Below are 14,447 nucleotides of genomic sequence, written 5' to 3' on the forward strand. Positions count from 1 at the left end.
GTATGGTTACGCGATCTAAATCGAGGACTGAGATAAGGTTTGTTCTGGCTGTGGCGCGTTCGCTTCTCGATCTTGTTGCTGTTTGCGTCTGAACCAAGTACCACCACCCATAACTCCAAACAAGAGTAAGCCCAAAATAGATGAAGGTTCGGGAACGGCTGCCGCAGACCCGACACCATCAACTCGTACGAGTTCCCCCGTACCTGGTCCAACACCGTTGTTGACGATGTAAATTTCACCATCAGGACCAATATTCAGACCCGCAGCCGAGGCAAGTCCTTCACCCGCAGCTACAAGAGTCGTGCGCGTACCGTCAGGAGCAAGTTTGATTAGAGAGCCTGGTAGGTCTTGTAAACTCTGACCACCTCCTTTCCACTGGGCTTCGTCGGCAAATTGCAACACCAGTAAATTACCGTCTTTATCAAATTTGATATCGGTAATTTGCGTAAAACCTTCAGCAAAAACCTCTGGCTCACCGTTCTCTCCAATCCGCCAGACTTTTGCTTTACCTTCGGGATAAGGGAAACCTGTGAGTTCGCCAGCATATACGGCTCCATCGGGACCGATATCTACACCTGTGACTACCGATTGAATATCTACCTGGCTTGGTATTTGCCCTGCTGGTGGTCCAGATGCCTCTTGCTCGGCTGGTACGCCAGGAACTGCATCTTGTCCTTGCTGTCCGGCAGGGGGTTGCTCTTGCCCCGCACCAGGAATAGATACGTTTGGGGGAAATTCTGGATTTTCTACGGTTTGTCCAGGAATTTTTGTTGCTTTAGTCTCGCCAGTATCGAGATTCACATTCCAGACAACGTTAGCGCCCCCATCACCGATATAAGCAGTATTGTCTTTGATTACGAAATCATAAGGATTGCTAATTACATCTCCACCATCGGGATTGGTTTGCAGTTCGGCTTTCGACAAGTCAGCAATTTCTGTAAGATTACCTGTATTCAAGTCGGCTTCATACAGTTTCCCCAAAGTGGTAGTACCTAACACTTGGTCGGGTGCAACTGGAGGTGCAGCTTGCTGTTGCTGAGGTGGAAACTGGACGTTAGTAGAAAGAGCATTTAATTCTGCATCTCTGTTGGCTGGATTACCAGCAAAACCAGTCAGTAGATAAGCATTACCGCTAGAATCAAAATTGAGTTCTTGCGGACCAGCACCTTGCTCTTTAGTTTGTTGTAAAGCTAGAGATTCAGTCCCGTCGATAACGCGACTTTGCGTTCCGTCTGGCGTAACTTTTGTGACCGAACCAGTGTTACCAGAACATATCAGCTCAAATTGGGTACTAGGAGACGGTTGACAAACGCCATCACCTCCTAATCCTGTCTCGCCTATGTAAGCATTACCTTCAGAATCAAAACTAAGACCCCGTGCATTGTTGAGTCCATCAGCGAGTGTTGTTAATGACGCAGCTCTAGCGGCTTGCGGTCCAAAAACAAGGGCAATAGAAACAGTTATAAGTGCAATCGTAAGTTGTTTGAGCTTCATACTTTTGGCAACCAACTAATAAATGAAGTGAAAAATTTTAATGCCCCTGATGAAGACACCGAATCCCTTTTCCTCAATTTAAAAACAAAACGCGATCGCGCTTTCTCGTATTCTTCTAAGCAGAAGGTAAAAGATAGCTCATCCCTCTGGCAAAGGTGTCAAAATTACCAGCTTTAGCTTCTAGAAAACGCTTAATATTCATACTTTCAGCACCAAAGTCCTCTAGTTTTAATTTACCGTGACGCGGAGCTTTGCCGACTTCCCAGAAACTGATACGATGTTGGATGCACCCACGGGCTTCTGAGTTACCAAAGGCATAGGAACAAGGAATCAGAATTACAGGACTGCGCTGAATAAAATTGTATTCAGGATAAAAATAATCCTGTTCTACAAGGTAGTAATTCTTGAGATCGTGGGTGCGAAATGTAACTTTTACTTTCTGGTTATATTCATCTAAGAATTCACCAGATTCGCTACTGATTTCGCCATCCGCTCGGAGTAGATGCGCCCATTCATCTAAATTTCGTAGATCTCGCAAGTAGGCGATCGCAGTATCAAGTGGCGCGTCAATGTAAATCGTATCAGTATCAATTCTGTAACGTCCTTGAGCTGCTTCTGTCTCACCAGCATTGCGTTCTAAAATTGCCTTGAGCGAGCGACATTCAGATGTATGAACTGTATGAATTCCCTCCATAATCATTGGAGTTCGGCGCGCTGGATCGACAAAACTCAACCAGTGAAAATAAACTCCTTTCTCATCTGTTCCTGGCTCTACATATTCGGGGGGAAATAATAGAACAGGATACACTTGAAAGTATTTTTGGTACTCAAAGCCACAGTGCCATTCTATACCGAAAAAAAGCGGATTTTCGATCTTTCTAACGTGGTAGAAAAGATCTCGTTGATAGCCAGAAGCAGTTCCTCGCCAGGTATTTTCGTCAATCTGTTCGATCATTCGGCTGAAAAGAGTCCATTCATCCAGATTCTTTAAACTACAAAGATAGTCAAAAGCTGTTTCTGGTGAAGTCGCAATATAAGCTGACGTAGCAAACGTATTTTTTTCCATCCGAAATTGGTAGTAGGTAATAGGTAATTGCTAGTTTGTGATTGTTAGTTGTTGGTTGACAGTCAACTATTTACTGATAACTGTTAACTGATAACTGTCAACTGATTCACGCCGCGATCGCAAGTTTTCTTGCTTTTAATATCCGTTCTTCTGCAAGACGCTTAGAAGCATCTTGAGTTGTAATATTTTCTGCTTTTGACTTGGCGAAGATTTCTAGTAAAGTATCGTAGATACTATGAATTTGTTTTAAGTAAATTGCCTCATCTGAAAATGTAAGTTCGTGGTAAACATTAATTAAGCCGCCAGAGTTAATTACATAATCGGGGCAGTAAAGAATTCCTTTTGATTTCAGCATCGCACTGTGAATGTTCTCATCTTGCAGTTGATTATTAGCACAGCCTGCAATAATAGAAGCTTGGATTAAGGGAATTGTCTCGCTATTAAGAATTGCTCCCATTGCACAGGGAGCAAAAATATCAACGTCGAGTGAATATACGTCTTCAGGTTCTACAACTGTCGCCCCATAGAGTTGCTTAACTTCCTCTGCCCTTTCAGAATTAATATCTGTGACAAAAAGTTTTACCCCACGTCGATGTAAATAGTCACAGAGTTTTCCGCCAACATTTCCTAATCCTTGAACGGCAACTCGCAGTCCGTTCAAATCTTGTTCGTTGAACTGAAAGAAAACAGCAGCTTGAATTCCTAAAAACACTCCTAAAGCTGTTGCTGGAGCTGGACCACCAGCTTTTCCCGTTAACCCGACAACATATCTAGTTTCGCGCCGCATCTCCTGCACGTCTTCAGGACAAATATTCACATCTTGACCTGTAATAAATCGTCCTTGAAGACTATCGACAAAACGCCCATATGCCCTGAGCATTTTGTCTGTCTTCTGGTCGGGATTGGCAATAATTACTGCCTTGCCACCACCTACTGGAATATTGGCACAAGCAGCCTTATAGGTCATACCACGACTCAGACGCAGAACATCTCGTAAAGCATCTTCTTCACTAGCATAAGGAAATAGCCGAGTTGCGCCCATCGCTCGTCCCAAACTCGTATCGTGGAGAGCAATTATGGCTTTAAAATTCAGTTCTTTATCTTGAAAAAATAGGACTTGCTCGTGTCCCATTTCTTTAACGGTCTCAAACAACTTCACGCATCTATCCTCAAATTAGGGGCTGGGGACAATTCAAGTCGCAAGTCGCAAGTCGCAAGTCGCAAGTCGCAATTAACTAGCCACTAGCCACTCACTATTCACTATTCGCTAATCATGGGGAATGAAACTTGTTCTTTAGCAGTTGACTTAACCCCTTGCGCTTGCAGGCTCTTGTTACGTCCGCCGGAAGGTGCGAGTCGCGAAGGATCGATAATGACATCGACGACAAAAGGAAGAGGAGAATCGATCGCGCATTGTAATGCTGCTTCAAGCTCAGACTCTTTTTCGATGCGAATGCCATCAGCTCTCATCCCGCGAGCGATCGCCACAAAATCGACTTGGGGAATCGTTGCATCTGCACCTTGCAGTTTCAACATCTTCATTCCCTGTTCGCACATGTTGTACCGTCCGTCATTCAACACGATCCAGATGGCAGGAATTTGATACTTGACGGCAGTGTTCAACTCGTTATTCATCAGCATCGAACCGTCTCCGGTGATGACAACGGCTTTACTCTTACGTCCCAAGGCTAGACCAATAACACCTGCTACCATATGTCCCATCGAACCAACTCCAGTGCTGACTCGATAGCGATTTGCTTTGTCAATTCGCAACATGTGCGTTGCCCAAGTAAACGAATTCCCAGACTCAGCCGCGATCGCCGCATTGCTACCTTCAACCATCACCTTTTGAATTGCTGCCATCAAGACTTCAGGTCTGATTAAATCGCTAGTTGCAGCGGTAATTGTTTCTGGTTCGGGGTGGGGTAGCGTTCTATTTGCACGACTTTTCAGAGTTGCAAAGCTTTGCGTCTTGTCTAAGTACTTGAGCAGCGATCGCAAAAATGCACCGATATCGGCTTGAACTGGTACTGTTTCAGCTGCTGGATAAGCAACTCCTGGAACTACTGGATCGATGTCTACATGAATAAATCCTCTCGCAGGAACCATTGTCGGATTCCAAAATGAGGTGGGTTCTCCTAATCGCGTTCCCAGTACTAAAGTTCGCAACGGTGGAGATTCTTGCATGTACTTCAGAACTGAGGTATGACCACCTAAACCTGTAACGCCAACGAACTGCGGATGCTCTTCGGGAAAGATCCCTTTACCACGGGGAGAACACATCACTGCGGCTCCGGTACGTTCGGCTAGCTGATAAATTTCTTCAGCAGCATTTCTCGCGCCAAAACCCACCCAGATCGCAAAAGGTGCTTCGGTTAAAAGTTGCACGCAATGGGCGATCGTTTCCTCACTGGGGGTTGTGAGAGCGTGGGAAAGGTCTAACTGAGGCAGTGGTATGCTCAGACTGCTAGTTTGTACGCCTGTCGGAACACTCAAATGAGCGACAAAACCGCCAGATTGTGACAGTCCGAGGGCAAGTTGGCGGGAAATTTGCGGTAATTGCTCGGCACACTCAACTGTAATTGCGTAGTCGAACAGCACTCCTGGGGAAAAAATTCCCGCTTGTGGCATGGTGTAGGTGCTAGTTTCTTGTATTGCCCAGCGTCCGCGCTGTGCGGCAGAGGTACAAGCTGAGATTAATATAACTTTTGCACCTTCTCCCTGTCCTGCCAGCAATCCCGTTAGCGAGTTCGTTAGTCCTGGTCCGGCAGTGGTAAAGACAACAACGGGGCGATCGCTAGCGAAACACGCTTCTACAGCTGCAAAAGCCGCTCCTCCTTCGTGACGGCAGTGAATCACCTGGATGCTGCTATTAGACAAAGCACCCCAAATGGTTGCCATTGCACCTCCGGCAACTCCAAAGGCATGTTTGATACCTAAGTCCACTAGCATCTGCGCGATCGCATCTGCAACTGAGGGCAACACGAGCATCTGAGTACTAGTATTGTTATCTCCCGGCTTGGCTGCGGTGTTGCTGGAATTGCTGGAATTGTAATACTTATAGCTAGGATCGAGAGACGATGCTGATTTGGCGCTACCAGTGTCTGGATGGAACGTGGTTTCTGAGTCGATAGAAGGAGACGAGCGAATGTGGTTGTCGGTCATTGCTGTTTGGGTGATAGGATTTTCAGCACGTTCCGATCGCGATCGAATCGTCAGAACGTAGAAATTCAAACCTGGAAAGAAATATTAGAGCTGAAATTTGTTTCTAACTTCCGTTGAGTTGGGATTGCTAATCTAAATTGACTAGCAATTGCTAATTTGCAGTCAGTTGCGTGTAGATGACTTCCAAATTCAACGCCAAAAAATCAGCCACTTTTAAGAGTTATGGTTTAGCTAATTGTCAGTACTGCGATCGCCGATAGAATCAAAACTATAAAGTGAATTGGCGAGGTACTAACCGAAAAGCTTACATAACGCGGCATAGTGGTTCCAATGAGTAATTTTTTGATGCACTTGCCATTTCTTTTGATTTAGCTTAGATTTAGCTCGCGGCAACGCGACAGCGGTGTTCGTTTCTCCAAGCTTGAGGACTCGTACCGTAGAATTGACGAAAGTAACGACTGAAATGGCACACATCTTGATAACCAATGGTTTCAGCAATTTTTCCGATAGTATGCTCGGTTTTTTGCAGCAAGCAAATTGCTTGTGCCATCCGGCGTTCTACCAACCAGCGATGAACGCTCTTACCAGTTTGCTGTCTGACTAGATTAGTTAAATAAGCGGGAGAATAACCCACAGCTTGTGCTATGTCACACAGAGTAATTGGTTGCCAGTAATTCTCTTCAATGAAGCGAAACACAGCTGCCATTTGAGAAGTTGCCGGAAAGATTGAGTGTAAAGCTGTGGAGTTTAAAGTTTCAGCGATCGCTGCTTTTGAGAGTGTCTGCCGATCGTTAGATGTATACCATTTCTGAATAGTCTCTCTCTTTTCCAGTTGAACGTTAATTGCTCTGAGTAATTCCTTTAAAGTACAAGGTTTAGTTAGATAATCATCTGCTCCTAATTCCATACCTTTACGGATGTCATCTCGCGTTGTTCTACTAGTAACAAAGATGAACGGAATAACTGCTGTGGCAGGGTTTTTGCGGATGGCAGTCAGAACGCCAAACCCATCATATTCAGCTATTCTAGCAATGCCACAAACGATTAGCTCGGGTAATTGTCTTTGAACTTGTTGTATACCAATCGCACCATTTTCAGCACCAATGGCATGAAAACCTTTAGCCTCCAAACACTCTAAAAATAAATTGCGAGTTTGGACGCTCTCTTCTATTACCAGAATCTTTTTCACTATATCCTCTGCCATGAAAACATCATTAACATGGGAAGGATTTATCTGAATGACACAGATTTGTCAAAAGCATTTTGCAACACCCTTGTCCTTCCATTGAATGCAAGAGTCGTTAAATGCGATCGGTAAAAACCTATCTAATTACAGTTTCAGAGCAGAGTAGCGTAGATAATACATATGTCCAATCCAATTTAGCAGACAAGCGTTTACTGTATTAAGTGTTACTCTAGAAAATACGTATTAAGCAACGGACTTAACACGTAAATACTTGAGAAAGCTGAACAAGTCACTAATCAAGAGCTTAACAGAGATTTTGTCTACCGGCGAAAGCCACTATGTGTAGTTTATGTCTGATTTATGTCTAACTTGTTTTTTTTTGATTTAGCCAGCAAATATTCATAAGTAATTACTATCAAAATGAAAATTCTTGTGTTTAATTAGAAAGTTGTTGTGCTGTATACGCAAATAATATAAACGCATATGCTCATGCTCGCTCTTATGTAAATTAGTGCGATCGAACACACCTTTAAAAACCTACAATCTCATGCTTTTGACAGACGCGGGAGTAAGAATACAGTAGCTATTGTGTTATTTGTCGTTGATTTGCGTGTAATCTTATTTGAAGTCTCAGTCAGAGTTCGAGTAGTAGAAAATCATTTCTAGAAGGCTCGATCGCGTTTACTGTATTAAAAGTCACTCAGATTCAGCCCAGAAAAACCTAAGATTCAACTCTTCACATCACGATAAAAACTAAGTGATGAAGATAAGTTAGGTAGAAAAAACATTAAGTAGTTTAATAAAAAATTAATTTCAGCAGCGCTATTGATTTAACACTGCCGTCGATCGCATTTGAAACGATCGCCAAATCTAACTTCTACGACTTAATTGCTGGAACTGCAATCGCCAAGTAATTGTAGCAAAAATAGTCAGACTCAAAACGGCTATTCGAGAGCTAGAGCTGGTATTTGTACTTTTGAGCGTAACGTACGTGTAGTCATACCTGCTCACATCTAATGTGTCGGCTGGGGTAACTATATCATTTGTAGATACAGCAGGTAATAAAGATAGTTGATCTCCCGTCCCTTGATTGGCTGGGGTTGATTCACCTCCATCCCAGGGCCACATGCGATCGCTCAAATTTTCCCCGTAATGACCACCTTGAGCGGGATAATATTGACTACCAGCATGACCGCTTTGCTGCCATTCCGCCCAGAGTCGATCCACATTAGCATGGATTAACCAAAATACCGGATCGTAGATCGAACTCGCAAGAGAAGCCATTGTACCTAGGGGTTCGGGACGACCTACACTAGGGTCGAAATTAGCTCCACCCACAAAGCTATGAAAATAATTATGCATGAATACTCCAGTCGTTGATTGACCAGAGGGATTTAATTGAATGAACCCTTCGATCGCTTGGCGAAAAGTATCGTAGTCGTTTGCAGCCAGAATGCGATCGACATCTGCTTGAGGCACTGGGTAACTGTTGGTTGGCGGAAGTTGCATGAAGCGCAGTAGCACTTCACCCATCGGTTGTCCATCTGGTGTAATGTGCAATTCTGGGTACAAATTCCAGCCATTGGCGGCGCTAAAAGTACCGGGAACTGCACCACCCGAAAAATCGCCTGCATCTGGAATTGAGATTGTGACTCCTTCCCCATTGCCACCCGCAAAGTCATCTGAGAAAATTGCTGCTAACGCTTGGGGGTTCGTCCAGTCCCAATAAGGAAGCGTGACGTTAGGATCGACCGATCGCAAAGCTGTTTCAAATCGCCAGATAAATTCGCGATGCCAAGGTAATAATATCGAGCTTTCGTGAGCGCCATCGTGTCCGGCTGCTGGACCTTTAGCATCTTTTGACATTAGCCCCATTGCCGCTACGTGTTGGGCGACAAACTCGTCGTAAATGCTAATTTGATGCTCGGGTAAAGTGGTATTTTTTAGGGTTTTAATTGCCTGGATGAAGGCTGTTTTCTCTGTAGAAGTGAGGTCAATAATATTTTTTCTGACGGCTAAGTTGTCGTCAGCACTGACAGAACTTCCCGATCCGATCGAAATAGCAATTAAACTCACAGCCAATAAGAACGCGATCGCGCGGCGAAACATCTTCATAATCTTATTTTTTCTTCTCTTGCATTGCCCATCTGCTGAGGCAGTCACTAGAAAAACTAAGTTAGAAGAAGTAAAACAGCAAAACAATAGATAATTTTTTGAAGTCCTGTCGATTCTTTTGTAATTACGTCGATAATCAAAGAGATAGGAATTGTAGGGTCAATCTTCACCACTCGTCTCTGACTCCAACGGATATTTGAGCTGGGGCAGTCTAGCACAAGCGATAAGAGTAAGGTGGGCAATGCCCCACCCTACTAAAATGAAAATTCAATTAATTTTTATTAAAATTGCCGCTTTTTTTAGAAAACAGTAAAATAGAATACAGAAACAAAATCGTTCATCTCTGCAATTTTTTAAATTCTGTCTTCTGGCAGATGTGATGTGGAGACGGAAGTAGGGAGCCATCCCGAAGGAACGCGCCTCATTCTAGTCAAACTACTAAAAAAATTTGACCTAAAAAATTTGACCTATAGAGGCGAAGCCATGAAACTCTCATATCGCGGTGTCAGTTACGATCGCAATTCATCCCAAATAGAAACTATGACAGGCGCAGCTGGCGGAACGTATCGCGGTGCAACCTGGAACCATCAATATCTCAGACATATTCCCGTACCGCAGCCCAAAGTTGACTTGAAGTATCGCGGCGTTGCTTATTCCACTGGCGATCCAATCGATGTAGAAGTTGTGCGGTTGCGGCGAGAATACACGCAAGTCAACGGAGCAACTGCGAATACGACAGCGATCGCTACTAAACAAAAGCCAGCTAAGAGCGATCGCCAGCTGGTGTTGAAAGAACTACACAGCACCCATCTAGATCACTTGCGTCGTAACTTAGAACGACGGCTGCAAATCGCTAGAGAAAAAGGCGACAACCACCTGATTCAATTACTCGAAGCTGAATCGAGACAGCTAGCATAAGGTCATTAGTTACTAGTCATTTGTCATTTGTTGTTGCTAATGACAAATGACAATATCATTTATCGGCACGGAATAAGAGAAAGCCAGCCGTGGCAAAACCAAACATATTGGGTAGCCATGCTGCCAACCACGGGGAGAGAACGCCAGATAAACCCAAAGCATCACACATAAAGAGCAACATATAGTAACTGAAAATAATGATGACGCTAATTCCAAAACTGGTTGCTCGACCTTTACCTTTAGGATTAGTCCCTAGAGTTGCACCTACTAAGCCAAAGATGGTGCAAATAAATGGAAAAGCAATTTTTTCTTGAATCCGCAAGCTATAACGGCGGATTTTTTGTTCGTTACCACTCATCATCGCGACTTGCAATTGTTCGCTGACTTGAGCAATATTCATTTCATCTGAGTCGCGGGTGTTGGCAGCAACATCTAAGGGGGTGCGCGGTAGTTGTAACTGTTGATGCTCAAACCGGACAATATTGCGATAGGAACTGTCAGGTGCAACTAGATAGATCGTGCCATTATAAAAATCCCACTTATTCTGTTTGGGGTTCCACTCGGCTGAATCTGACACCACAATTTGGTTGAGATCGCCACGGGAGCGATCGATGATTGTCAAACCCCTCATCCGTTGCCCGTCAAAGGCATCAGCATAGAATAGGCGAGTTAATCGCTTCACTTCTCTGCCATCTGCTAGCTCGATTTCCTGATATTCTGGATAGTAAATGTTTTGTTCTTGAAACTGGGGTTTTTCTTCCTTCAGCGCGCGACTCAGAGTCGTTGTAGCCCGATAGTTAGCAGCTGGGACGACTTGCTCGTTAAATAAAAAAGTCAACCCCATAACACAAGCACTCAGTACCAATGCGGGCAGTACCAGCCGATAAATGCTGACTCCACAACTACGTAGAGCCGTTAGTTCGCTATCGCTAGACAACCGACTGTAAGTCATTAAAGCTGCTAGGAGAGTCGACATAGGAAAAGCCAGCACGACAAAAGACGGTAGCTTTAAGAGAAATACGTCAAACGCGATCGAGATCGGGAGTCCCGATTCCACCACCCTCCGCACCAGCTCAAACACTGTACCAACTGCTACTAAAACTGAAGAGAAAGCTCCTACGCCAAATAAAAACGGTGGAATTAACTCAGCCGCAATGTAGCGATCCATCAGTGCTGGCTTGGGAACCAGCAATTGAAAGGCTTTGAAGCGTTTGTGTTTGGCAAATGTCATTTGGAATGGAAAGGTTGGTTGGCGGTTGATGGTTGACGGTTGTTGGTAAGTAGATAATGGCGATGAGAGCTAAACTCTTTTCTAGTCATCAGCCACTAGTCACTCTTTACAACTGAAAATTTTGACCGAGATAGTATTTCCGTACTAAGGGGTTATGATAGAGTTCGTCCGCACTACCAGCAGCTAAAATTTCTCCCTCTCGCATGATATAGGCGCGATCGGTAATGGCTAGAGTTTCGCGGACGTTATGATCTGTGACTAGGATACCAATTTGGCGATCGCGTAGCTTTTGTACCATACCTTGAATTTCTGCGACTGCGATCGGGTCAACTCCAGCAAATGGCTCGTCCAAGAATAAAAACTTCGGTCCTTCTGCTCCTGATGCTAAGGCTCTAGCTAATTCAGTTCTGCGCCTTTCTCCCCCAGAAACGCTGATTCCTTTCGTATGTGCGACTTTTTCTAATCGGAATTCTCGCAGAAGAGTGTGGAGTCGAGTTTGCCATTCCCGACGCGGTACTTGAGTTTGCTCCAGTACCAAAAGAAGATTATCTTGTACGCTTAAGTGACGAAATATACTGGGTTCCTGAGCTAAATAACCGATCCCTAATCGCGCTCTTTTGTGCATGGGTAAGCTGGTAATGTCTCGGTCATCCAACCAAACTACGCCGCGATCGGGTTTTTCTATCCCTGTAGCAATATAAAAAGTCGTTGTTTTTCCCGCACCATTGGGTCCGAGCAATCCAACAACTTCACCCTGCGAGACAGAAATATCAACGCGATTGACAACGGTGCGCTGCTTATAGGACTTGTAGATATTCTCTAGAGCAAATCTCATGGAGAGGAGGAGTGAGTAGGGAGCAGTTAAAAGTCAAAAGTTAAAAGTTAAAAGTCAGAACTAATTGACAACTTTGTAGAGACGTTACATGTAACGTCTCTACACTGATAACTGATAACTGACAACATATCATTTCGGAGCAGTTGGGTTGCTGGTGGTGGGTTTGGAGTTAAAGCGGGGAGTTGCTGGCGCTGGAGGTTTTGATGTAGGTGGTTTGGGTTTAAAATTGGGAGTAGCTGGGGCTGGAGCGGCAGTTTGAGGATTGGTGTCGTTCACAACATAAGTAGATCTCACTTGTTGATTTGCCTTGGGTGTGGCAATAAAGCGACCTCGATCGATTAAATAGGTGATACTCTCTCCTTTAAGACTGTTACCCTGCTGCAACACATTAACGTTACCACTCAACACGATTTTGCGTTCTTTCTGATAGTATTGTGCTTGAGCTGCCGTAGCTTGAATTTGGCGAGCTGGATAAAATATTTGTACGTTACCGCGAGCTGTAAAGATGCCACTTTTGGAGTCAGCTTCCTGAATGTCAGAGTTAATTGTCAGAGATTGACTAGCATCCTGTGACGGTGGCGGAGTTTGGCTTTTGGCAATTGATGGGGGGAAAATGGAAGCGATCGCTAGCGTCGCTGGTACGATCCAGCGCCAGCAAAAAGGAGGACGGCAAAAAGCAGGTACAGAAGGCATCATTAGTAGTGTGGGTAACACGGAGTTAAGCAGTGCATCACAGATGGTATCGCCCATCTGAATTTGCTGTATGTAGTGTAACAACCTCGGCACGTGGAAGCTGAACTAGTAGCAAATGACAGCACGAAATTGGGAATGTGTCAATCTCGACGCACTCAACCAGCTGAAGGTTTCGCCACTCAAATATAACTGGTGGTTGGTAGTTGGTAATTGGTAGTTGTTGGTAGTTTTTTCTCCTCAGCTCCCTCTACCCCTCTGCTCCCTGCTCCCTTTCTTCCCTGACAACTGATAACTGATAACTGACAACTGAATTTATGGAAACAGTAGAGAGAAATATTGCGGCGCATCTAGAACCCGAGCAAATGCTTGCAGGTGGAACTGACCCAGCATTTTTTGACTGCCAAGAAGTATGGTATCCCGTCCATTACGTGCAAGATTTGGATAAATCTAAGCCCACACCATTTACTCTATTGGGACAAGATATTGCGATCTGGTGGGAGCAGCAAGCTGAGTGCTGGCGCGTGTTTGAGGACAAATGCCCTCATCGCCTCGCGCCTCTGTCGCAAGGGAGAATAGCTGAGGATGGGTTGTTAGAATGCCCTTACCACGGATGGGCGTTTGCTGGTGCGGGAGACTGTCAGCGCATTCCCCAACAGGTAGTAGGTCAAGCAGCAGTAACTTCTCCAAGAGCCTGCGTGCGATCGCTTCCTACAATAGTTAAGCAAGGGCTGCTGTTTGTCTATCCCGGCAAAGCTGAGAATGCCACCAAGACTAAAGTTCCTGTTATTGAACCCTTAGAGGAATCCTTAGAGGGATGGGTTTGCATCGATACGTTTCGCGATTTACCCTACGATGCATTAACGCTAATGGAAAATGTCTTGGACGCTAGCCACGTTCCTTTTACCCATCACCGTTCCGTAGGGAATAGGGCGAATGCCAGTTCGGTAGAATTGGAGGTAGTCGAGTCTGGCAAGTACGGTTTTACAGGGGTGTGGCAGGAAGGACCCCGACGCGGAACTTTGGGACGGCAAGACACGACTTTTGTAGCTCCAGGGTTGATGTGGCACGACTTGACATCAAAGCAATTTGGGCGAACGCTCACTGCTGTTTATGCTACTCCAATTCGCAAGGGTGAGTGTCGGCTATTTGCCCGTTTTCCGTTTAAATTTGCTTCTAAATTGCCTGGTTGGATAATTAAGCTCACACCCCGCTGGTATTCTCATTTAGGGCAGAACTCTGTTTTGGAGGACGATCAAATTTTTCTGCATTACCAAGAGCGATATCTCGAAGCAGGTGGGGGGAGTGGTAATTTTACTAAAGCTTTTTATCTACCGACTCAGGCTGATGCTTTCGTGTTTGAGTTGCGTCAGTGGGTTAACCAGTACAATGCGAATCCATTTCCAGGGGAAACTTTGCCACCAGCGTTATCAGCGGCACAGTTGTTAGATCGCGATCGCTCTCACACTTCTAAATGTGCTAGTTGTAGAGCGGCACTAGTAAATCTTCAACGCCTGCGGTTAGGACTCGCGATTGTTGCAGCAGCGATCGCAATTATCAATCCACCTCTGACTCTGTTTCTAGGAGAAAATGCCGCTACAGGTTCGCTTCTGCTTACAGCAGTGGCTTTAATTCTAGGTGCGGTGTGGTTATGGTTGGGTAAGCTGGAAAAGCAATTTTACCAAGGTCGAGAAATTCCCCTGCGGAATTTACCTGAGAAAAAGCGATCGCGCATTAAATAACGTTA

11 protein-coding genes and 1 riboswitch are annotated in these 14,447 nt (G+C 44.8%); of the genes, 2 read left to right on the forward strand and 9 right to left on the reverse strand.

Annotated features, from left to right (window positions below; genetic code table 11):
- Positions 1–15 precede the first annotated feature (15 nt).
- From H6G17_RS14935 to H6G17_RS14960, 6 genes are all read right to left on the reverse strand, one after another.
- Positions 16–1,494: a ScyD/ScyE family protein gene (locus tag H6G17_RS14935; RefSeq protein ID WP_192158404.1), complete on the reverse strand. Its 1,479-nt coding sequence runs from the start codon at positions 1,492–1,494 to the stop codon at positions 16–18.
- 115 nt (positions 1,495–1,609) lie between these two features.
- Positions 1,610–2,560, reverse strand: coding sequence for a scytonemin biosynthesis cyclase/decarboxylase ScyC (gene scyC / locus H6G17_RS14940; RefSeq protein ID WP_192158405.1), 951 nt, complete (start codon positions 2,558–2,560; stop codon positions 1,610–1,612).
- A 106-nt stretch (positions 2,561–2,666) separates the two neighbouring features.
- Positions 2,667–3,719: a tryptophan dehydrogenase ScyB gene (gene scyB, locus H6G17_RS14945; RefSeq protein ID WP_192158407.1), complete on the reverse strand. Its 1,053-nt coding sequence runs from the start codon at positions 3,717–3,719 to the stop codon at positions 2,667–2,669.
- Positions 3,720–3,820: 101 nt separating this feature from the next.
- Positions 3,821–5,725 (reverse strand): scytonemin biosynthesis protein ScyA, encoded by a 1,905-nt coding sequence (scyA, locus tag H6G17_RS14950; RefSeq protein ID WP_192158527.1) that lies wholly within the window; start codon positions 5,723–5,725, stop codon positions 3,821–3,823.
- A 379-nt stretch (positions 5,726–6,104) separates the two neighbouring features.
- Complete coding sequence (locus H6G17_RS14955) at positions 6,105–6,929, reverse strand: DNA-binding response regulator (protein ID WP_192158410.1); 825 nt, start codon at positions 6,927–6,929, stop codon at positions 6,105–6,107.
- Between the two features lie 852 nt (positions 6,930–7,781).
- Positions 7,782–9,026 (reverse strand): tyrosinase family protein, encoded by a 1,245-nt coding sequence (locus tag H6G17_RS14960; protein ID WP_192158412.1) that lies wholly within the window; start codon positions 9,024–9,026, stop codon positions 7,782–7,784.
- Positions 9,027–9,358: 332 nt separating this feature from the next.
- Positions 9,359–9,447, forward strand: a riboswitch (Glutamine riboswitch).
- A gap of 62 nt (positions 9,448–9,509) precedes the next feature.
- On the opposite strand from H6G17_RS14960, the gene H6G17_RS14965 reads away from it, so the two are divergent.
- Positions 9,510–9,944, forward strand: a complete 435-nt coding sequence (locus H6G17_RS14965) for a DUF4278 domain-containing protein (RefSeq protein ID WP_192158414.1) — start codon at positions 9,510–9,512, stop codon at positions 9,942–9,944.
- A 55-nt stretch (positions 9,945–9,999) separates the two neighbouring features.
- On the opposite strand, the gene H6G17_RS14970 is transcribed toward H6G17_RS14965, so the two are convergent.
- The 3 genes from H6G17_RS14970 to H6G17_RS14980 all read right to left on the reverse strand — a co-directional run bounded on the left by H6G17_RS14970 (position 10,000) and on the right by H6G17_RS14980 (position 12,760).
- Positions 10,000–11,112 carry an LptF/LptG family permease gene (locus H6G17_RS14970; RefSeq protein WP_192158529.1) on the reverse strand — a complete coding sequence of 371 codons (1,113 nt, stop codon included), beginning with the start codon at positions 11,110–11,112 and terminating at the stop codon, positions 10,000–10,002.
- 169 nt (positions 11,113–11,281) lie between these two features.
- Positions 11,282–12,010, reverse strand: coding sequence for an LPS export ABC transporter ATP-binding protein (gene lptB / locus H6G17_RS14975; RefSeq protein WP_192158416.1), 729 nt, complete (start codon positions 12,008–12,010; stop codon positions 11,282–11,284).
- A 129-nt stretch (positions 12,011–12,139) separates the two neighbouring features.
- The gene (locus H6G17_RS14980; RefSeq protein WP_206757160.1) at positions 12,140–12,760 is read right to left on the reverse strand and encodes an LptA/OstA family protein; all 621 of its coding nucleotides are present in this window, start codon (positions 12,758–12,760) and stop codon (positions 12,140–12,142) included.
- A gap of 257 nt (positions 12,761–13,017) precedes the next feature.
- On the opposite strand from H6G17_RS14980, the gene H6G17_RS14985 reads away from it, so the two are divergent.
- Positions 13,018–14,442 carry a Rieske 2Fe-2S domain-containing protein gene (locus tag H6G17_RS14985; RefSeq protein WP_192158420.1) on the forward strand — a complete coding sequence of 475 codons (1,425 nt, stop codon included), beginning with the start codon at positions 13,018–13,020 and terminating at the stop codon, positions 14,440–14,442.
- Positions 14,443–14,447: the final 5 nt, after the last annotated feature.

The organism is Chroococcidiopsis sp. [FACHB-1243] (assembly GCF_014696895.1).
Lineage (GTDB): Bacteria > Cyanobacteriota > Cyanobacteriia > Cyanobacteriales > Chroococcidiopsidaceae > Chroococcidiopsis.

Coding starts and splice junctions, on each gene's coding strand:
- H6G17_RS14935 (WP_192158404.1), bottom strand. CDS start 1,494: ATGAAGCTCAAACAACTTACGATTGCACTTATAACTGTTTCTATTGCC.
- scyC (WP_192158405.1), bottom strand. CDS start 2,560: ATGGAAAAAAATACGTTTGCTACGTCAGCTTATATTGCGACTTCACCA.
- scyA (WP_192158527.1), bottom strand. CDS start 5,725: ATGACCGACAACCACATTCGCTCGTCTCCTTCTATCGACTCAGAAACC.
- H6G17_RS14955 (WP_192158410.1), bottom strand. CDS start 6,929: ATGGCAGAGGATATAGTGAAAAAGATTCTGGTAATAGAAGAGAGCGTC.
- H6G17_RS14960 (WP_192158412.1), bottom strand. CDS start 9,026: ATGAAGATGTTTCGCCGCGCGATCGCGTTCTTATTGGCTGTGAGTTTA.
- H6G17_RS14965 (WP_192158414.1), top strand. CDS start 9,510: ATGAAACTCTCATATCGCGGTGTCAGTTACGATCGCAATTCATCCCAA.
- H6G17_RS14970 (WP_192158529.1), bottom strand. CDS start 11,112: ATGGATCGCTACATTGCGGCTGAGTTAATTCCACCGTTTTTATTTGGC.
- lptB (WP_192158416.1), bottom strand. CDS start 12,010: ATGAGATTTGCTCTAGAGAATATCTACAAGTCCTATAAGCAGCGCACC.
- H6G17_RS14980 (WP_206757160.1), bottom strand. CDS start 12,760: ATGGGCGATACCATCTGTGATGCACTGCTTAACTCCGTGTTACCCACA.
- H6G17_RS14985 (WP_192158420.1), top strand. CDS start 13,018: ATGGAAACAGTAGAGAGAAATATTGCGGCGCATCTAGAACCCGAGCAA.